26 protein-coding genes and 2 tRNA genes are annotated in these 16,427 nt (G+C 64.6%); 3 read left to right on the top strand and 25 right to left on the bottom strand.

Annotated elements, in window-relative coordinates:
- Positions 1 to 6: 6 nt before the first annotated feature.
- From rplR to JIP62_RS14240, 22 genes are all read right to left on the bottom strand, one after another.
- Complete coding sequence (gene rplR / locus JIP62_RS14345) at positions 7 to 369, bottom strand: 50S ribosomal protein L18 (protein ID WP_201102820.1); 363 nt, start codon at positions 367 to 369, stop codon at positions 7 to 9.
- Between the two features lie 3 nt (positions 370 to 372).
- Positions 373 to 906 carry a 50S ribosomal protein L6 gene (rplF, locus tag JIP62_RS14340; RefSeq protein ID WP_201102819.1) on the bottom strand — a complete coding sequence of 178 codons (534 nt, stop codon included), beginning with the start codon at positions 904 to 906 and terminating at the stop codon, positions 373 to 375.
- 1 nt (position 907) lies between these two features.
- Positions 908 to 1,306: a 30S ribosomal protein S8 gene (gene rpsH / locus JIP62_RS14335; RefSeq protein ID WP_201102818.1), complete on the bottom strand. Its 399-nt coding sequence runs from the start codon at positions 1,304 to 1,306 to the stop codon at positions 908 to 910.
- Positions 1,307 to 1,321: 15 nt separating this feature from the next.
- Complete coding sequence (gene rpsN / locus JIP62_RS14330) at positions 1,322 to 1,627, bottom strand: 30S ribosomal protein S14 (RefSeq protein ID WP_201102817.1); 306 nt, start codon at positions 1,625 to 1,627, stop codon at positions 1,322 to 1,324.
- Between the two features lie 19 nt (positions 1,628 to 1,646).
- A complete protein-coding gene (rplE, locus tag JIP62_RS14325) occupies positions 1,647 to 2,207 on the bottom strand; it encodes a 50S ribosomal protein L5 (RefSeq protein WP_201102816.1) in 561 nt (186 codons plus the stop codon).
- Positions 2,207 to 2,515: a 50S ribosomal protein L24 gene (gene rplX, locus JIP62_RS14320; protein WP_201102815.1), complete on the bottom strand. Its 309-nt coding sequence runs from the start codon at positions 2,513 to 2,515 to the stop codon at positions 2,207 to 2,209. Before rplX ends, rplE begins: the two co-directional genes overlap by 1 nt.
- A gap of 2 nt (positions 2,516 to 2,517) precedes the next feature.
- Positions 2,518 to 2,886, bottom strand: coding sequence for a 50S ribosomal protein L14 (gene rplN / locus JIP62_RS14315; RefSeq protein WP_201102814.1), 369 nt, complete (start codon positions 2,884 to 2,886; stop codon positions 2,518 to 2,520).
- Between the two features lie 19 nt (positions 2,887 to 2,905).
- Entirely contained in the window at positions 2,906 to 3,157 is a 252-nt protein-coding gene (rpsQ, locus tag JIP62_RS14310) for a 30S ribosomal protein S17 (protein WP_201102813.1), read from the bottom strand.
- 10 nt (positions 3,158 to 3,167) lie between these two features.
- Positions 3,168 to 3,365 carry a 50S ribosomal protein L29 gene (rpmC, locus tag JIP62_RS14305; protein WP_201102812.1) on the bottom strand — a complete coding sequence of 66 codons (198 nt, stop codon included), beginning with the start codon at positions 3,363 to 3,365 and terminating at the stop codon, positions 3,168 to 3,170.
- Positions 3,365 to 3,805 (bottom strand): 50S ribosomal protein L16, encoded by a 441-nt coding sequence (gene rplP / locus JIP62_RS14300; protein WP_201102811.1) that lies wholly within the window; start codon positions 3,803 to 3,805, stop codon positions 3,365 to 3,367. The genes rpmC and rplP overlap by 1 nt, the downstream gene beginning before the upstream one ends.
- A gap of 2 nt (positions 3,806 to 3,807) precedes the next feature.
- Entirely contained in the window at positions 3,808 to 4,563 is a 756-nt protein-coding gene (rpsC, locus tag JIP62_RS14295; protein WP_201102810.1) for a 30S ribosomal protein S3, read from the bottom strand.
- Entirely contained in the window at positions 4,563 to 4,943 is a 381-nt protein-coding gene (gene rplV / locus JIP62_RS14290) for a 50S ribosomal protein L22 (protein ID WP_201102809.1), read from the bottom strand. The genes rpsC and rplV overlap by 1 nt, the downstream gene beginning before the upstream one ends.
- 3 nt (positions 4,944 to 4,946) lie before the next feature.
- Positions 4,947 to 5,225 (bottom strand): 30S ribosomal protein S19, encoded by a 279-nt coding sequence (rpsS, locus tag JIP62_RS14285; RefSeq protein ID WP_201102808.1) that lies wholly within the window; start codon positions 5,223 to 5,225, stop codon positions 4,947 to 4,949.
- Positions 5,226 to 5,228: 3 nt separating this feature from the next.
- Positions 5,229 to 6,065, bottom strand: coding sequence for a 50S ribosomal protein L2 (gene rplB, locus JIP62_RS14280; RefSeq protein ID WP_201102807.1), 837 nt, complete (start codon positions 6,063 to 6,065; stop codon positions 5,229 to 5,231).
- A 4-nt stretch (positions 6,066 to 6,069) separates the two neighbouring features.
- Positions 6,070 to 6,366 (bottom strand): 50S ribosomal protein L23, encoded by a 297-nt coding sequence (locus JIP62_RS14275; RefSeq protein WP_201104789.1) that lies wholly within the window; start codon positions 6,364 to 6,366, stop codon positions 6,070 to 6,072.
- A gap of 20 nt (positions 6,367 to 6,386) precedes the next feature.
- Positions 6,387 to 7,055: a 50S ribosomal protein L4 gene (gene rplD, locus JIP62_RS14270; RefSeq protein WP_201102806.1), complete on the bottom strand. Its 669-nt coding sequence runs from the start codon at positions 7,053 to 7,055 to the stop codon at positions 6,387 to 6,389.
- On the bottom strand, positions 7,055 to 7,834 hold the full coding sequence (gene rplC / locus JIP62_RS14265) for a 50S ribosomal protein L3 (protein ID WP_201102805.1): 780 nt from the start codon (positions 7,832 to 7,834) through the stop codon (positions 7,055 to 7,057). Before rplC ends, rplD begins: the two co-directional genes overlap by 1 nt.
- A gap of 20 nt (positions 7,835 to 7,854) precedes the next feature.
- Positions 7,855 to 8,160: a 30S ribosomal protein S10 gene (gene rpsJ, locus JIP62_RS14260; RefSeq protein WP_003164367.1), complete on the bottom strand. Its 306-nt coding sequence runs from the start codon at positions 8,158 to 8,160 to the stop codon at positions 7,855 to 7,857.
- Positions 8,161 to 8,456: 296 nt separating this feature from the next.
- Positions 8,457 to 9,371 (bottom strand): hypothetical protein, encoded by a 915-nt coding sequence (locus JIP62_RS14255; protein ID WP_201102804.1) that lies wholly within the window; start codon positions 9,369 to 9,371, stop codon positions 8,457 to 8,459.
- A gap of 163 nt (positions 9,372 to 9,534) precedes the next feature.
- Positions 9,535 to 10,395, bottom strand: a complete 861-nt coding sequence (locus JIP62_RS14250) for a GIN domain-containing protein (protein ID WP_201102803.1) — start codon at positions 10,393 to 10,395, stop codon at positions 9,535 to 9,537.
- Positions 10,396 to 10,479: 84 nt separating this feature from the next.
- A complete protein-coding gene (locus tag JIP62_RS14245; RefSeq protein ID WP_201102802.1) occupies positions 10,480 to 11,379 on the bottom strand; it encodes a cupin-like domain-containing protein in 900 nt (299 codons plus the stop codon).
- Positions 11,380 to 11,386: 7 nt separating this feature from the next.
- Positions 11,387 to 12,526, bottom strand: a complete 1,140-nt coding sequence (locus JIP62_RS14240; protein ID WP_201102801.1) for a GNAT family N-acetyltransferase — start codon at positions 12,524 to 12,526, stop codon at positions 11,387 to 11,389.
- A gap of 158 nt (positions 12,527 to 12,684) precedes the next feature.
- On the opposite strand from JIP62_RS14240, the gene JIP62_RS14235 reads away from it, so the two are divergent.
- Positions 12,685 to 12,852 carry a hypothetical protein gene (locus tag JIP62_RS14235; RefSeq protein WP_201102800.1) on the top strand — a complete coding sequence of 56 codons (168 nt, stop codon included), beginning with the start codon at positions 12,685 to 12,687 and terminating at the stop codon, positions 12,850 to 12,852.
- 146 nt (positions 12,853 to 12,998) lie between these two features.
- Here JIP62_RS14235 and tuf read toward each other — a convergent pair whose 3' ends face one another.
- The 3 genes from tuf to JIP62_RS14220 all read right to left on the bottom strand — a co-directional run bounded on the left by tuf (position 12,999) and on the right by JIP62_RS14220 (position 14,485).
- Positions 12,999 to 14,189 (bottom strand): elongation factor Tu, encoded by a 1,191-nt coding sequence (tuf, locus tag JIP62_RS14230; protein WP_201102799.1) that lies wholly within the window; start codon positions 14,187 to 14,189, stop codon positions 12,999 to 13,001.
- 59 nt (positions 14,190 to 14,248) lie between these two features.
- Positions 14,249 to 14,322, bottom strand: a tRNA-Gly gene (locus JIP62_RS14225).
- Positions 14,323 to 14,401: 79 nt separating this feature from the next.
- A tRNA-Tyr gene (locus tag JIP62_RS14220) sits at positions 14,402 to 14,485 on the bottom strand.
- A gap of 146 nt (positions 14,486 to 14,631) precedes the next feature.
- Here JIP62_RS14220 and rlmB point away from each other — a divergent pair.
- Both rlmB and JIP62_RS14210 read left to right on the top strand, forming a co-directional pair.
- A complete protein-coding gene (gene rlmB, locus JIP62_RS14215) occupies positions 14,632 to 15,522 on the top strand; it encodes a 23S rRNA (guanosine(2251)-2'-O)-methyltransferase RlmB (protein ID WP_201102798.1) in 891 nt (296 codons plus the stop codon).
- A gap of 53 nt (positions 15,523 to 15,575) precedes the next feature.
- Entirely contained in the window at positions 15,576 to 16,427 is an 852-nt protein-coding gene (locus JIP62_RS14210) for a TerC family protein (protein ID WP_201102797.1), read from the top strand.

Below are 16,427 nucleotides of genomic sequence, written 5' to 3'. Positions count from 1 at the left end.
CGTCCCTTAGAAGTTCAGGCCGGCTTCACGCGCGGCCTCCGCCAGCGCCTTGACGCGGCCATGATAGATGTAGCCGCCGCGATCGAAGACGACGTCCTTGACGCCCTTATCCAGCGCGCGTTCGGCGATCAGCTTGCCGATGCGAGTGGCCGCTTCGGTGTCGGAACCCTTGGACTTGGAGCCCTTGGCGCCTTCCAGCGACGAGGCCGAGGCAACGGTAATGCCCTTTTCGTCGTCGATGATCTGAGCCGAGATGTTCTTGTCCGAGCGATAGACCGACAGGCGCAGGCGTCCGTTGGCCACAGCCTTCAGGCGGCGGCGGGTACGCTCCGAGCGGCGCTTGGCCGCCTGTTTGAGGGAAATGGCCATGACTTACTTCTTCTTGCCTTCCTTGCGCCGGACCTTTTCGCCCGTGTAGCGCACGCCCTTGCCCTTATAGGGTTCCGGCGGACGCAGCTTGCGGATGACGGCGGCGATCTGACCCACGGCCTGCTTGTCAGCGCCCTGGATCTTGATTTCGGTCTGCTTGGGCACGACGAAGGTCACGCCAGCCGGCGGAACGATATCCACCTCGTGCGAGAAGCCCAGCTGCAGCGACAGGTTCGGGCCCTTCAAAGCGGCGCGATAACCGACGCCGACCAGGTCGAGCGACTTCTCGAAACCCGTCGAGACACCGGTGATCATGTTGTCGACCAGGGTGCGCGACAGGCCCCACATCGCACGAGCGCGCTGGGTGTCGTTCACGGGGCTCAGAGTCAGGTCGTTGCCGTCCTGGCTCAGGGCGATTTCTTCCGCGACGGTCCAGGACAGCTCGCCCTTGGGACCCTTCACGGTCACCGTCTGACCGTCGAGCGCGATGGTCACGCCCTTCGGCACGGTGATGGTGCGTTTTCCGATACGGGACATCTTAATAGACCCTGCAGAGGACTTCGCCGCCAACATTGGCGTCACGGGCGGCGGCGTCGGACATCACGCCCTTGGACGTCGAGAGGATCGAGATGCCCAGGCCGTTCTTGATCGGCTTCAGGTCGGTGATGGCCGAATAGACGCGGCGGCCCGGCTTGGACACGCGAGCGATCTCGGCAATGACCGGCTGACCGTCGAAGTACTTCAGCTCGATCTCGAACTGCGGAAACTCGCCGGGGCTCTGAACCAGCGAATAGCCGCGGATGTAGCCTTCGTCCTGCAGCACGTCGAGGACGCGCTGGCGCAGACGCGAGGCCGGGGTCAGCACCTTGGAACGCTTGCGGGTCGCCGCGTTCTTGATGCGAGCGATCATGTCGCTCAGGGGGTCGTTGATCATCATGACTTTATGCTCCCCTTACCAGCTCGACTTCGTCAGGCCGGGGATCTGCCCCAGGTTGCCCAGCTCGCGCAGCGCGATCCGGCTCATCTTGAGCTTGCGATAATAACCGCGCGGACGACCCGTCACCTCGCAACGGTTGCGGATACGGACCGCAGCCGAGTTGCGCGGCAGCTCAGCCAGCTTCAGGCGCGCTTCGAAGCGCTCCTCCAGCGGCAGGGCCTCATTGGTGGCGATCGCCTTCAGGGCGGCCCGCTTGTCGGCGTACTTCGCGACGAGGGCTTTCACCTTCTCATTGCGGTTTACGGCGCTTTTCTTAGCCATTTTGCTTTTCCCTTCCCGCTCAGTTCTTCACGAACGGGAATTTGAACTCGGTGAGAAGCGCGCGCGCCTCGTCATCGGTCTTGGCCGTGGTGCAGACGATGATGTCCATGCCCCACATCTGATCGATCTCGTCGTAGTTGATCTCCGGGAACACGATGTGCTCCTTCAGACCCGTCGCATAGTTGCCGCGACCATCGAACGAGGTGCCTTTCAGGCCCCGGAAGTCCTTCACCCGCGGAAGGGCGATGGTGATGAAACGGTCCAGGAACTCGTACATCCGATCGCCCCGCAGCGTAACCTTGCCGCCGATGATCATGCCTTCACGCAGCTTGAAGCCGGCGATCGAGTTACGGGCCCGGGTCGGCACGGCCTTCTGGCCGGCAATCGCCGTCAGGTCCTTGAGAGCCGCATTGGCCTTCTTGGAGTCGGCCACCGCTTCGCCGATGCCCATGTTCAGGACGATCTTGTCCAGCTTGGGCACTTGCATCGGGTTGGTATAGCCGAACTTCTCGATCAGAACGGCGCGGATGCGGGCCTGATACTCGTCCTTCAGACGCGGAGTGTATTTGGTGTCAGCCATCAGATGACGTCTCCCGTCGTCTTGGCGAAGCGCACCTTCTTGCCGTCTTCCTCACGGAAGCCGACACGGGCCGGCTTGCCGTTGGCGTCGGCGATGGCGACGTTCGACAGGTGAAGCGACGCTTCCTTGTTCTTGATACCGCCCTGAGGGTCGGCCTGGGTGGGGCGGGTATGGCGCTGAACCATATTGATGCCCTCCACCATGACGCGATTGGTCGCCGGCAGGACCTTGGTCACCTTGCCGGTGCGGCCCTTGTCCTTGCCGGTCAGGACCACGACGTTGTCGCCGGTTTTGATCTTGGCGGCCATGATTACAGGACCTCCGGAGCCAGAGAGATGATCTTCATGTGGTTCTTGGCGCGCAGTTCGCGAGGAACCGGGCCAAAAATCCGCGTGCCGACCGGCTCGTTCTGCTTGTTGACGATCACCGCAGCCGACTTGTCGAAACGGATCACCGACCCGTCCCTGCGCTGGATGTCCTTCGCGGTACGCACGACGATGGCGCGAACGACATCGCCCTTCTTCACGCGACCACGCGGGATGGCTTCTTTAACCGACGCGACGATCGTGTCGCCCACCGAGGCGTAGCGGCGCTTAGAGCCGCCCAACACCTTGATGCACATGACCCGGCGAGCGCCCGAATTGTCGGCCACCTCCAGGTTAGTTTGCATCTGGATCATGGGATCCGATCCTTCTTGATTACGAGGCCGAGGCCGGGACGTCCTTGGACAGGACCTCCCAGGTCTTCAGCTTGGACTTCGGGGCACATTCCACGATGCGGGCGACGTCGCCCACCTTGAAGGCATTGGCCTCATCGTGAGCGTGGTACTTCTTGGACAGGCGGAAGGTCTTCTTCAGGACCGGGTGCAGCAGGGTCCGCTCGACCTTGACCACGACCGTCTTGTCGCCCTTGTCGGAGACGACCACGCCTTCGAGAATTCGTTTCGGCATCTTCGTTCCCTTAACCGGCGCTGCGCTTCTCACGCAGCAGCGTGGAGATGCGGGCGATGTCCTTGCGCACTTCCGAGACCCGGTGGGTCTTTTCCATCTGGCCGGTGGCGGCCTGGAAGCGCAGGTTGAATTGCTCTTTCTTCAGCGAGAGCAGCTGTTCACCCAGCTGGTCCGGCGTCTGCGAGCGAAGATCGGCGATCTTGGTCATCAGGCAGCTTGCTCCACGTGAGCGATACCGGCGTCCAGGCGAGTGACCACCTTGGTGCGGACCGGCAGCTTGGCGGCCCCCAGACGCAGCGCCTCGCGGGCGATGTCATCGGCGACGCCGTCGATTTCGAACAGGATACGGCCCGGGTGGCAGCGCGCCGCCCAGTGATCCACCGCGCCCTTGCCCTTACCCATACGGACTTCGGCAGGCTTGCCCGAGACGGGCACGTCCGGGAAGACGCGGATCCAGACGCGGCCCTGACGCTTCATCTGGCGGGTGATCGCGCGGCGGGCCGCCTCGATCTGACGCGCGGTGATGCGTTCCGGCTCCAGCGTCTTCAGGCCATAGGACCCGAAGTTAAGCGAGAAGCCACCCTTGGCGGCACCGTGGATACGGCCCTTGAAGGCCTTCCGGTACTTGGTTTTCTTCGGCTGCAGCATGATTAGCTCTCACGTCCCCGATCACGACGCGGACCGCGGTCGCCGCGGGGGCCACCACGCTCGCGGCCTTCGCTCGACGAAGGACCGGACGCTTCCTGGGCCCAACGCTTGTCCTGGGCCATCGGGTCGTGCTCCAGCACTTCACCCTTGAAGACCCAGACCTTCACGCCGATGATTCCGTAGGTCGTCTTGGCTTCATAGAAGCCATAGTCGATGTCGGCGCGCAGGGTGTGCAGCGGCACGCGACCTTCGCGATACCACTCCATGCGCGCGATTTCGGCACCGCCCAAACGACCCGACACATTGATCCGGACACCCTTGGCACCCAGACGCATGGCCGACTGCATCGAGCGCTTCATCGCCCGGCGGAAGGCCACACGGCGCTCCAGCTGCTGGGCAATGTTCTCGGCGATCAGCTGAGCGTCGGTCTCGGGCTTGCGGACCTCGACCAGGTTCAGGTGAACCTCGCCTTCGGTCATGGCCGAGATGTCCTTGCGCAGCTTGTCGATGTCCGCGCCCTTCTTGCCGATCACGACGCCCGGACGGGCGGCATAGATCGTCACGCGGCACTTCTTGTGCGGACGCTCGATGATGATGCGCGACACGCCAGCACCCGACAGGCGCTCACGCAGATACTCGCGCAGCTTCAGGTCCTGGTGCAGCAGGCGGGCGTAATCGGCCCCACCGGCGAACCAGCGGCTGTCCCAGGTGCGGTTGACGCCGAGGCGCAGACCGATCGGATTGACTTTCTGACCCATCAGGCGGCCTCGCCGGCTTCACGGACCACGATGGTGATCTCAGCGAAAGGTTTCAGGATGCGCGACGAACGGCCACGAGCACGGCTCGCGAAACGCTTCATCACCAGGTTCTTGCCCACGAAGGCTTCGGCAACGACCAGATTGTCGATGTCGAAGTTGTGGTTGTTCTCGGCATTGGAGACAGCCGAATACAGGACCTTGCGAACGTCGGTGGCGATGCGCTTACGGCTGAATTCCAGCTCGTTCAGCGCCTTCTGCACCGGCAGGCCGCGGATCGACTGGGCGACCAGATTCAGCTTCTGAGGGCTGATGCGGACGTTGACCAGCTTGGCGCGGGCTTCGGTCGGGGCGACCCGACGCGGGTTTTTTGTCTGGGCCATCGGTTACTTCCTTTTGGCCTTCTTGTCCGCGGCGTGACCCGGGAAGTTCCGGGTCGGCGCGAACTCGCCAAACTTCATGCCGACCATCTCTTCCGAGACGGAGACCGGCACGTGCTTCAGGCCGTTGTGCACACCGAACGTCAGACCGACGAACTGCGGCAGGATGGTTGAGCGGCGCGACCAGGTCTTGATCACGTCCTTGCGGCCCGACGACTGAACGGCGTCGGCCTTCTTGAGCAGATACCCGTCGACAAACGGGCCTTTCCAGGAGGAGCGAGCCATGTCTTAGCGAGCCTTCTTAACGTGGCGAGTACGGATGATGAACTTGTCCGTCGCCTTGTTCTTGCGGGTGCGAGTACCCTTGGTGTCCTTGCCCCACGGCGTGACCGGGGTACGACCACCCGAGGTCCGGCCTTCACCACCACCGTGCGGGTGGTCGATCGGGTTCATGGCGACACCGCGCACGTGCGGACGGAAGCCCATGTGACGCTTGCGGCCGGCCTTGCCCAGGTTCTGGTTCATGTGGTCCTGGTTCGAGACCGCACCGACCGTGGCCAGGCACGCGTCCAGAACCATGCGCAGCTCACCAGAGCCGAGGCGGATCTGGGCATAGCCCTGATCGCGACCGACCAGCTGGGCATAGGCACCGGCCGAGCGGGCCAGCTGAGCACCCTTGCCAGGCTTCATCTCCACATTGTGGATGATGGTGCCGACCGGGATCGAACGCAGGGGCATGCAGTTGCCCGGCTTCACGTCGACCTTTTCGCCCGCGATGATCGTGTCGCCAGCCTTAAGACGCTGCGGCGCGATGATGTAGGTCTTCTCGCCGTCGGCATAGTTGACCAGGGCGATGAAGGCCGTGCGGTTGGGATCGTATTCCAGACGCTCGACCGTGCCGACCACGTCGAACTTGCGACGCTTGAAGTCGATCTTGCGATACAGGCGCTTGGCACCACCGCCGCGGAAACGGACGGCAATACGGCCACCCTGGCCACGTCCGCCGGACTTGGTCAGGCCCTCGACCAGCGACTTCTCCGGGCGGCCCTTGTGGAGCTCGGAACGGTCGACCAGCACCAGGGCGCGGCGGCCGGGCGACGTCGGATTGAATGTCTTCAGAGCCATCTGATCAGAGCCCCGTGGTGACGTCGATCGACTGGCCGTCGGCCAGCGTCACGATCGCTTTTTTGATGTCGACCCGGCGTCCCATGATGCCACGGAACCGCTTGGTCTTGCCCTTTTGAACCAGGGTGTTGACCTTCAGGACGTTGACTTTGAACAGGGCCTCGACCGCCGCAGCGATCTCATCCTTGGTGGCCTTGTCCGCAACGCGGAAGACGACCTTGTTCTGCTCCGACAGGATCGTGGCCTTTTCGGTGATCACCGGAGCCAGGATGGTGTCGTAGTGACGGATCGAAGCCGCCACCGTCTTGGTTGCGCCGGCCATTATGCGGCCTCCTTCGCAGCTTGCTCGCGACGCGAGGGCTTGTGGTCCGCGTAGTTCGCCTCGATGGCGTCCACGGCGGCCTTGGTCAGCACCAGCTTCTGCGCGCGCAGGATGTCATAGACGTTCAGGCCGGCGTTCGGCAGCACGTCCACCAGCGGGATGTTGCGGGCGGCGAGACCGAAGTTCGTGTCGACTTCCGGTCCGGCGATGATCAGCGTCTTCGTCCAGCCCAGCTTGCCGAAGGTTTCGCGCAGACCGGCGGTCTTGGCGTCCTTCAGGGTCAGGCTGTCGACGACAACCAGGTCGCCTGACTTGGCCTTGGAGGACAGCGCGTGGCGCAGGGCCAGGGCGCGGACCTTCTTGGGCAGCGAGAAGCCGTGGTCGCGAACGACGGGGCCAAAGGCACGCGAGCCACCGACGAACTGGGGCGCACGACGCGAGCCGTGACGAGCGCCGCCGGTGCCCTTCTGCTTGTACATCTTCTTGCCGGTGCGAGAGTTCTCGTTCCGGGTCTGAACCTTGTGAGTGCCGGCACGGCGCTTGGCCAGCTGCCAGTTGACGTAACGGGCCAGGATGTCGCCGCGGATGTCGGTGATGCCGAAAACGACATCCGACAGCTCGACGTCACCGGCGGCCTTGCCGTCGAGATTGATGACCGAGAGTTTCATTACGCTTCACCGCCTTCGGTGGTTTCGACCGCCGCGGTCTCCTCGGCAGGCGTTTCCGCCGCCGGAGCCGTGTCTTCGGTCGTCGCCTTGGCCGACTTCAGGCCGCCAGGGAACGGAGCCTCTTCCGGACGCGCCTTCTTGATGGCGTCACGGACCTTAACCCAGGTGCCGTCGTGGCCGGGGACCGAACCCTTGATCAGGATCAGGCCACGCTCAGCGTCGACGCGGAAAACGGTCAGGTTCTGGGTGGTGACAGTTTCCTGACCCAGGTGACCGGCCATCTTCTTGCCGGGGAAGGTGCGGCCCGGATCCTGACGGTTACCCGTGGAGCCGTGCGAACGGTGCGAGACCGAAACACCGTGGGTGGCCCGCAGACCGCCGAAGTTCCAGCGCTTCATGGCACCAGCAAAGCCCTTACCAATGGTCGGGCCCTGGATGTCGACCTTCTGGCCGGCGACGAAGTGGTCGGCCGAGAGCTCGGAACCGATGTCCAGCAGGGCGTCTTCCGACACCCGGAACTCGGTCACGTGAGCCTTGGGCTCCACCTCAAGCTTGGCGAAAGCTTCGCGCTGAGCCTTGTTGGTGTTCTTGGCCTTTTTGGCGCCGGCACCGAGTTGCAGGGCGACGTAGCCGTCCCGCTCCTGAGTACGCTGGCCCACGACCTGACAACCGTCCAACTGAAGGACGGTGACCGGGACATGCGCGCCGTCTTCAGCGAAGACACGCGTCATTCCCAGCTTCTTGGCGATCACGCCCGTTCGTAGCGCTGATGTGCGCATCGGATCCCGCCTCTCCTCGATTAAATCTTGATCTCGACGTCCACGCCGGCGGACAGGTCGAGCTTCATGAGCGCGTCCACGGTCTGCGGGGTGGGGTCGACGATGTCGAGCACGCGCTTATGCGTGCGGATTTCAAACTGCTCGCGCGACTTCTTATCGACGTGCGGCGAGCGGTTCACGGTGAATTTTTCGATCAGGGTGGGCAACGGGATCGGACCGCGAACGGTCGCGCCGGTGCGCTTGGCGGTATTGACGATCTCGCGCGTCGAAAAATCGAGGACGCGGTGATCGAAGGCCTTCAGCCTGATGCGGATGCTCTGATCCATATCGGTTGTTTTTTCCCAAGCAGGTCGAAACCTGCGTCCCTGTGAACCATTTCAAAGACCGGAGCCTCGGAGCCCAAGGGCCCCCAGAGTACGCACGTCCGCAAAAACGATCGGCCCACGCAGCGAACCGCGAAGGCCGTTGAAGTCCTGGGTCACTGCAAAGAACAGGGTCTCAGGTCGTTCCTGCGGACCGCGTCTGCACCCCGATATCGAGTGGGGTGCACAGCCGGTCCAACAAGAGTTGGCGCTTATGCCGATTGAGTCCCCCGGCGTCAAGCGGCGAAACCGTGGCAGGCCTATTCCGTCGGCACAAAGGATCGCCTGGCCGGCTCCCATCGCATCGGGACCTTATCCAGCACGAGCAAGGCGGGTGCCTGGCCGATGTCAATCGCAAGGGTTTTGGCCGAATCCACCGTCATGGCCTGGATCGGATCACCATTGACCTGGCTGATGTGAAGCTCGCTGTCCGGCGCACTGTCGCCATCACAGGGAATCGGTTGCTGCACCAGCCAGTCGTCCTTTCCATCCCCGTTCAGGTCCGGCAGAGCCGCGGCGGTGGCCTGACGCAACTGTCCTTCCAGCGACAGGTCTTCCGCGGGACACAGAATGCGCGATGCCGCCAGTGTCATTCTGATGCTTGCCGGTTCCATGGGTTCCGCGCCATCGGCGTCTTGCGCAATGGCCGGGTAGCCGCCGTTGTCCAGCCGTGTGCGTCCAGCGTCCGTGGGAATGGGCAGCAGCCGGCCCGTCGTCGGGTTCCAGGCCCAGGCATAGCGGCAGTCCCAATCGTCGGGCACGCAGGCCCCGTGATGAACCTGCGCCTCAAGCCGCTGTCGGCCGACACGGCGGGAGATGTCAAAGGCCAGGACCTGATTGTCGAAGGCGCGCCGATATTCGCCGTCGTCGTCGCTGACATACAGAACCAGCCGGCAGCCGCCGGTTCCGCAGAACTGAGACAGGCCCGCTTTGGAATAGTCGATCAGCCAGTCGACCTGACCATCAGACGAAAGATCGACGGCGTGGATCATCCCCTCTGGCACTTCGGACACGATCGGCGGGCGGTTCATCGGCATGTCGCGATCCAGCCCGGTGATGTTGATGTCGTTCAGCACCATCCAGACCAGGGCCTCAGGCGGGGTCTGGGCCACGGCCTGTGCCGCCGGAGCAAAGACAGTGAGACAGAACGCGGACAGCAGGGCGGCAGGACGCATGGCGGGACCTCGGCATGAGAGTCGCAAGCCTGGCACGGCTGAACAGCGCTGGAGCCCTTCGATTTCTGACGCCGGTCCTGGCGCACGGCGTCCACCGACAGCAGCAAGGCCCCGGAGGGTCCAATCACCCGGGGCCTTGCTTCGATGCGACGGTGTCGGGCGTTCAGCGCCCGATTCTGATGTCGCCCGAACCGATCACGCTGCGGGCGACGTTGCCGGTGGCCCGCGCCACGCGGACATCGCCCGAGCCTGCGATGGAAACACTGACATCACGCGCCGTGCCGCCGAAATCCACATTGCCTGACCCGGCGATGGAGACGCTGAAGTCGTCGCTGCTGCCGTTACGGATGGTCACGTCGCCCGAGCCGCCGATGGCGATATCCACGGGCCCGTCGACCCTTGCCAGTTGGACCTCACCTGCTCCGCCGACCGCGAGTTCGAACGCGCCCGTCCGGCCCGCAATCATGTCGCCCGACCCGCCGAGCGCCACGTCGAGCGACCGGCTGGTGCCCAGACGGACGGTTCCGGAGCCTCCAAGGCTGACGTCGACGTTGCCGTCCACATTGGCCACGGTCCAGTCGCCACAGCCACCAGACGCCAGGTCGACCGAGGTCGCACCACGGCCCACCGAGCCGAACACCCCCTCCCCCGCGGCGACCTCGACCGATCGCGGACTACGGATCACGATCAAGGGGGCGTCTTCCAGGCGAATGCGGCCCATGCGGCGCACCTCGACAGAGGCCCCCTGCCCCGGTTGACGCGCATTGTCCGGGCCTGCGCGGCAATCCCGGACGGCATTGCGATCCAGACCGCCGTCGATACGCACGGCATCGCCGCGTCGTGTGACACGTACCGCCGGCAGCGCCGACCGCCCCTGTTCGATCTCGACCCCGACGTCGGCCCGATCCTCCACAATGACGACGACCCGCGCGACAGCGTTCTCGATCTTGACGTCCTGGGCAGCGGCTGGGGCCGCAGCGGCGGCGGTGGCCAGCATGGCGACGGCGGCAATGGCGAGCTTCATGGCGTTGTTTCCCTCTCCGGCTATGCAGAAAGGATGGGCCAACCTGCGGCCACAGTCATTTTAACTCGACGTCATGACCTCGATTTAACGAAGCGCTCGCGCGCCATCCGTCGAGCCGACCTGAGGTTCGAAGTCGCGCTCCAAGGTCGCGATCCGGCTTTTCAGCGCCCCGGCCCTTTTCAACGCCAAGGAAGCGGCCCAGCGGGCGGCCAACTCGGGCACCGCCATGGAGTCTGTCTGGCGCGGACGCCTCCCGGCGCGGCGCAGGACCGCATTTGTATAGAGGGCTCCGTTTCGCCAGCGCGAGGGCCAGGTCTGGTAGTCCATCGACAGGGAGACGCAGAACCGATCCAGGTTCTCGACCCGATGCGGCGCATAGAGCGGCCAGGTCAGGGCCTGACCGGGCTCAAGGTCCACGATCTGAGCGTCCGGTTCGAACGCGAGGGTATAGGGGAGCTCTTCGGTCGTCTGCCGGGCCACGACATTCTCCATGTCGACCTCGGCCAGGTGGGCCTCGTCGCCTGGATAGACGAACAGCCGCTTGCGCCCACGCAGATGAAACAGAACCACGCCTGCGGCATCGAAATGATAGGGAACCCGCGCCGCCGGTGACGACAGGATCAGCTGCCCCGCATTCGTCACCGCCTTCATGCCGGGATAGGTCGCCTGGATGGCGTGGAAGTCGGCCATGGCGGCGGCCCACAACTCGGGCCAGGCCGTCTCGACTCCCCTCAGATTGACCCACAGGCGCCCTTGCTGGATGGCCGCCAGAAGATCCGATCCGCTCAATCGGCCCCTTGCTCCCGTTCGCAGCGACACCTGCCCCTCGGCGTCGTAGTCGTAGAGGTTGATGTCGAACAGTTCGGCTGGATAGCGATCCAGAATACCGGCCAGCACCTCGTCCGAGGCGAACCCTTGCTCTACCAGGCGGTGGGGATGGACCTTGGCCTCGGTGACCGGACCGGGATAACGGGTACGGCTCATGTGGCGCTCACGCATGAGAGGGACGCGAGACCTTGGCCAGGGCAGCCTGGGCCGCATTCACCGCTCCCCGGGCGCGCGCCATGGGCGTAACCTCACAGGCCTCGATCGCAGCCCATCGGCGGCGGACACTGTTACGCAGCTGTTCGCCGCGGCCGGCTCCGGCCACATTCAAGAGGCCGACAGCCGCCTGACTGACCGAGGCACCGAGGCCGGGGCGCAGGATGACGGCCTCGCGCACCTCGCGCTCGGCATTGCAGAAATATTTCTTGTAGTGCTCGCCCTCGAAACCGAAGTCGAAGGTCCGGTATCCGGCCGCCCCCGCCATCTGCATGGTATCCATGCTCAGCAGGATGCCGGGCGAACAGCGGGCCAATTCCGGAAAATAGCCGGGGAACCAGAAGTGATACTGGTCGCCTGCGTGCATGGAATACTCCATGGCGCACAGCCGCCCCCCCGCCCAAAGCCCGGCCATGGAGGCACCCAGCCCACCTTCCGGCTGAGCCATCAGGCGGTGAAGCAGATCAGCGGTCCAGCCGCAGGCGAATATGTCATGGCGGCCGGTACGGCGATACTGATCCCGCTTCAGCGCAATGAGCTGGTCCAGCAGCTCGGGATCACGCAGGCCTCGCTTCACTTCTATGGGGCCTAGTTCGGCCTCCATACTACGACGTGCCCGCTCCTTGTCCTTGAAGAATTTGGCGTGGCTCTTGCGACGCTCCGAATACCAGGCGGCATAGTCGCCGTCGGGCAGTTGGACCTGGACCGTCCGCCGCGCCTGACCGACTTCGCCGTGACCCACCCAGCCTCCGACCGTCAGTCGCGGCGCATTCAGCAGCGTCGCCGCCTCGTCCAAACTCGGTCGATCGGCGGCGCGCGCGATAATGCCGTGATAGTCGTTCATCGGTGCGGCCAGCGGTTGCATCGTGCCGCTGCGTCGCTGATGGGGGAAATATCCGATCGTCTGTGTTCCGCGCCGAAACACGGCGACGGCGGCGCCTGGGCAGACCTCTGCCGCCACGCGCGTGAACTGCGGCCAGAAGTAAGGACTAATCAGGTCCGGCTCGTCGGACTGAATCCGGGACCAAAGAGCCCAGTCGTCCTGAGTCAGGGCCTCCACGCCGACAATTTCGACTTTCAGCCCGCGCATTCCTGATTCCCTGTGGCCCGCCCGATAGGCGTTTCGCCAGCATGCCTAACCTCGACCGAGTTGCGACGGGGTGTGCGGGAATGGTGAACGCGGTCTTATCCGTGGAGCGAACCGGCCGGTCCATGCGTTGCCGTATCCCACATCCTGCTGGAGCCATCATGTCCGACGCCCGCCCCGACACCCGTGAGATCGAAACCGAGAACCAGCGGACGCCCGCGTCCGAGGGTCAGCCCCCCCGTCCCGCCACCGAACCGCGCGGTGCCGAGGGCAGTTCCAACTCCGGCGAAACCGAAACCGACCCGGCCACCGGCAAACCGAACGACTGATCGCCAGCAAAAATATAAAAACCCCCGCCGGTTTCCCGACGGGGGTCTTTGTAGTGGGCCTTAGGCGCTTGCGCGCGGCTTTAGGCCATTCGTCTGCGCTCGGCAGCGGGGCCAAGCAGGCCCCGCCTTGGAGCATCCAGCCTCTATCAGGCCAGGATCTTGGCCACGACGCCGGCGCCGACGGTGCGGCCGCCTTCACGGATGGCGAAGCGCAGCTTCTCTTCCATCGCGATCGGGGTGATCAGCTCGACGTTCAGCTCGGCGTTGTCGCCCGGCATGATCATCTCGACGCCTTCCTTCAGCGTCACGATGCCGGTCACGTCCGTCGTGCGGAAGTAGAACTGCGGGCGGTAGTTGGTGAAGAACGGCGTGTGACGGCCACCCTCTTCCTTGGTCAGGATGTAGGCCTCGGCCAGGAACTTGGTGTGCGGCGTGATCGAACCGGGCTTGCACAGAACCTGACCGCGCTCGACGTCTTCACGCTTGGTGCCGCGCAGCAGCACGCCCACGTTGTCGCCCGCCTGGCCCTGGTCCAGCAGCTTGCGGAACATTTCCACGCCCGTGCAGGTCGTCTTCTGAACCGGACGGATGCCCACGATCTCGACTTCCTCGCCGACCTTGACGATGCCGCGCTCGACCCGGCCCGTCACCACGGTGCCGCGACCCGAGATCGAGAACACGTCTTCCACCGGCATCAGGAACGGCAGGTCCACCGGACGCTCCGGCTGCGGGATGTAGGCGTCCACCGTCTCCATCAGCTTCAGAACCGACTGCTCGCCGATCTCCGGATTCACGCCGTCGGTCGCGGCCTTGGCCGAACCCGCCGTGATCGGAATCTCGTCGCCCGGGAACTGGTAGCTCGACAGCAGCTCGCGGATCTCCATCTCGACCAGCTCAAGCAACTCGGCGTCGTCGACCAGATCCACCTTGTTCATGTACACGACCAGCGCCGGCACGCCGACCTGACGGGCCAGCAGGATGTGCTCGCGCGTCTGCGGCATCGGGCCGTCAGCGGCCGAAACCACCAGGATCGCGCCGTCCATCTGCGCCGCGCCCGTGATCATGTTCTTCACATAGTCGGCGTGGCCAGGGCAGTCGACGTGAGCATAGTGACGGTTCTCCGTCTCATATTCCACGTGCGCCGTGTTGATCGTGATGCCCCGCGCCTTCTCTTCCGGCGCAGCGTCGATGTCCGCATAGTTCATCGCCTTGGCACCACCGGCCTTCGCCAGCGTCATCGTGATCGCCGCCGTCAGCGTCGTCTTGCCGTGGTCAACGTGACCAATCGTGCCGATGTTGCAGTGCGGCTTAGTCCGCTCAAACTTTTCCTTGGCCATAGCCAAAACTCCTGTGGCCCGGGTCCGTCAGCGGAGGGGCGCATGCTGATCTAAAAACCTGGAGCGGGTAGACGGGATCGAACCGACATCCTCAGCTTGGAAGGCTGCTGCACTACCATTGTGCTATACCCGCGCGAAGAATGCGGTTGTCACGCTGGACCGCCGCACCCGGTTCCGTTCCGTCGTCCTGGCCGCCGGTCTCGAAACGCGCGTGGTGGGGGAAGCAGGACTCGAACCTGCGAAGCTTACGCAGGGGATTTACAGTCCCCCCCCTTTGCCGCTCGGGACATTCCCCCGCGCGCGTTTTCGACACCAACCGGACCGCCCAACGAAAGTCTTTCGACCGCCGCCAGACAAAAGCTCTCGGTGTCTTGCGTCGCCTGGTTTAGAGGGGGCGCCGGACCCGAAAGCCCTAGGGCTCCAAATCGGAGGGCGTCTTATAGTGTCGCAAAATCGAGAACGCAACGACCGCAAGGGGGGCAAGAAGCAGCCTTTTTCTGCGCGCACCAGCAAGGCTTCGGATACGCCCAGGCCGGGCGGCTGGAACCCCAATCCCCCGCCCAAGTCGTTCGCCGACAGCAGGCCCCGCCCGCCAGCACGCGGAAAGGTGGATGCCGACAATCTTATATGGGGACGTCATCCTGTCCTGGCGGCGCTGGCCAATCCGGCCCGCAAGGGCATGGGTCGCCTGATGGCCACGCCGGATCGCGCCGCCGAGATAGAGCGCGACGGCCTGGCCCCCCATGGCCATGCGGTCGAGGTGATGGAGGCTCAGGCTCTGGACCGGATCGTGCCGGTCGGCGCCGTCCATCAGGGCCTGGTATTCAAGGTCGCCCCGCTGGAAGGCGTCGGACTAGAGGATTTCGCTGAGCCGGCCAGCGGCATCATCGTCATGCTGGACCAGCTGACCGATCCCCAGAATGTCGGGGCCATCTTCCGCTCAGCCCTAGCCTTCGGAGCCAGGGGGATCGTGGTCCAGGACCGGCATTCGCCTGCCCTGGCCGGTGCCCTGGCCAAGGCGGCTGCCGGCGCGACCGAGCGCCTGCCCTGCGCGCGCGTCACCAACCTCAGCCGCGCGCTGGAACGACTGGCCGACCTGGGGTGGCGTGCCGTCGGGCTGGACGGCGCGGCCGAGGAAACGCTGGATCAGGCCCTGGATCATCAGCCGACGGTCCTGGTCATGGGGTCCGAGGGCGACGGCATCCGCCGCCTGGTGGCCGAGCATTGCGATGCCTTGGCGCAAATCCCCATGCCTGGCGGCTTCGAGAGCCTGAACGTCTCAAACGCAGCCGCTGTGGCACTCTATGAGGCCGCCAAAAAGCAGACCCCCTGATCGCCCGCGCCAATCCCCTTGGCGCGTCCGGTGCTGACCGCTAGAGAGCAAAAATGGAATTCGCAGACCTCTTCTCCGCCGACGCACTGGCCGCTCTGGGCCAGGTGCTGATGATCGATCTCGTGCTTGCCGGTGACAACGCCGTGGCGGTCGGCCTGGCGGCGGCCGCCCTGCCGGCCGAACAGCGGCGCAAAGCCATCCTGATCGGCCTGGCCGCAGCGGTCGTGATGCGAATCGGTTTTGCCCTGATCACGGTCCAGCTGCTGGCCATTGTCGGCCTGCTGTTGGCCGGTGGCGTCCTGCTGATGTGGGTCTGCTGGAAAATGTGGCGCGAGCTGCGCGAACAGGCCACCCACGATCAGGCCGAGGCTGAAGCCGAGCTGGAACTGGCCATGCAGATCGAGCACGGCAAGGGCCCCTCACCCGAGGAATTGGGCATCAAGCGCAAGACCTTTGGCGCGGCCCTGCTGCAGATCATGATCGCCGACGTGACCATGTCGCTGGACAACGTCCTGGCGGTTGCCGGTGCCGCCCATGACCACCCGTGGATCATGGTGTTCGGCCTGGTGCTGTCCATCGGCCTGATGGGTGTGGCAGCGACCTTCATCGCCAAGCTGCTGACCAAGCATCGCTGGATCGGCTACGTCGGTCTGGTCATCGTCCTCTATGTCGCCTTGCACATGATCTGGGACGGCTATCGCTCGGTGGTCGTGCGAACCGGCAATCTGGAATCGCACAATGCGGCCGCGCCGGGCTTCCTGGACATCAGTGAAGAAGAGGCGGCCAAGCACCTGAAGGGCGTCCGCACCGAGGACAGCACCCTGCCCGCCCCGCCGACGCCGCAGCCGTCGGCGGCCACCGCCTCGCCCCCGGCTCAGCCGGTCACCCCCGCTCCCGCGTCCTGA

This window comes from Brevundimonas vitisensis (assembly GCF_016656965.1).
Lineage (GTDB): Bacteria > Pseudomonadota > Alphaproteobacteria > Caulobacterales > Caulobacteraceae > Brevundimonas > Brevundimonas vitisensis.
The sequence above is the reverse complement of the archived record's forward strand: the minus strand, read 5'-3'. Positions and strand labels throughout refer to the sequence as shown.

Excerpts from the sequence above, each read along its gene's own strand:
- rplB (WP_201102807.1), bottom strand. The coding sequence starts at position 6,065 with ATGGCTCTGAAGACATTCAATCCGACGTCGCCCGGCCGCCGCGCCCTG.
- rpsQ (WP_201102813.1), bottom strand. The coding sequence starts at position 3,157 with ATGCCGAAACGAATTCTCGAAGGCGTGGTCGTCTCCGACAAGGGCGAC.
- JIP62_RS14210 (WP_201102797.1), top strand. The coding sequence starts at position 15,576 with ATGGAATTCGCAGACCTCTTCTCCGCCGACGCACTGGCCGCTCTGGGC.
- rpsN (WP_201102817.1), bottom strand. The coding sequence starts at position 1,627 with ATGGCTAAGAAAAGCGCCGTAAACCGCAATGAGAAGGTGAAAGCCCTC.
- rpsH (WP_201102818.1), bottom strand. The coding sequence starts at position 1,306 with ATGATGATCAACGACCCCCTGAGCGACATGATCGCTCGCATCAAGAAC.
- JIP62_RS14235 (WP_201102800.1), top strand. The coding sequence starts at position 12,685 with ATGTCCGACGCCCGCCCCGACACCCGTGAGATCGAAACCGAGAACCAG.
- rplD (WP_201102806.1), bottom strand. The coding sequence starts at position 7,055 with ATGAAACTCTCGGTCATCAATCTCGACGGCAAGGCCGCCGGTGACGTC.
- JIP62_RS14250 (WP_201102803.1), bottom strand. The coding sequence starts at position 10,395 with ATGAAGCTCGCCATTGCCGCCGTCGCCATGCTGGCCACCGCCGCCGCT.
- JIP62_RS14245 (WP_201102802.1), bottom strand. The coding sequence starts at position 11,379 with ATGAGCCGTACCCGTTATCCCGGTCCGGTCACCGAGGCCAAGGTCCAT.
- rplP (WP_201102811.1), bottom strand. The coding sequence starts at position 3,805 with ATGCTGCAGCCGAAGAAAACCAAGTACCGGAAGGCCTTCAAGGGCCGT.
- rpsS (WP_201102808.1), bottom strand. The coding sequence starts at position 5,225 with ATGGCTCGCTCCTCCTGGAAAGGCCCGTTTGTCGACGGGTATCTGCTC.
- JIP62_RS14240 (WP_201102801.1), bottom strand. The coding sequence starts at position 12,526 with ATGCGCGGGCTGAAAGTCGAAATTGTCGGCGTGGAGGCCCTGACTCAG.
- rplX (WP_201102815.1), bottom strand. The coding sequence starts at position 2,515 with ATGGCCGCCAAGATCAAAACCGGCGACAACGTCGTGGTCCTGACCGGC.
- tuf (WP_201102799.1), bottom strand. The coding sequence starts at position 14,189 with ATGGCCAAGGAAAAGTTTGAGCGGACTAAGCCGCACTGCAACATCGGC.
- rpmC (WP_201102812.1), bottom strand. The coding sequence starts at position 3,365 with ATGACCAAGATCGCCGATCTTCGCTCGCAGACGCCGGACCAGCTGGGT.
- rpsC (WP_201102810.1), bottom strand. The coding sequence starts at position 4,563 with ATGGGTCAGAAAGTCAATCCGATCGGTCTGCGCCTCGGCGTCAACCGC.
- rplC (WP_201102805.1), bottom strand. The coding sequence starts at position 7,834 with ATGCGCACATCAGCGCTACGAACGGGCGTGATCGCCAAGAAGCTGGGA.
- rplR (WP_201102820.1), bottom strand. The coding sequence starts at position 369 with ATGGCCATTTCCCTCAAACAGGCGGCCAAGCGCCGCTCGGAGCGTACC.
- rplE (WP_201102816.1), bottom strand. The coding sequence starts at position 2,207 with ATGGCTGACACCAAATACACTCCGCGTCTGAAGGACGAGTATCAGGCC.
- rplN (WP_201102814.1), bottom strand. The coding sequence starts at position 2,886 with ATGATCCAGATGCAAACTAACCTGGAGGTGGCCGACAATTCGGGCGCT.
- rplV (WP_201102809.1), bottom strand. The coding sequence starts at position 4,943 with ATGGCCCAGACAAAAAACCCGCGTCGGGTCGCCCCGACCGAAGCCCGC.
- JIP62_RS14255 (WP_201102804.1), bottom strand. The coding sequence starts at position 9,371 with ATGCGTCCTGCCGCCCTGCTGTCCGCGTTCTGTCTCACTGTCTTTGCT.
- rplF (WP_201102819.1), bottom strand. The coding sequence starts at position 906 with ATGTCCCGTATCGGAAAACGCACCATCACCGTGCCGAAGGGCGTGACC.
- rpsJ (WP_003164367.1), bottom strand. The coding sequence starts at position 8,160 with ATGGATCAGAGCATCCGCATCAGGCTGAAGGCCTTCGATCACCGCGTC.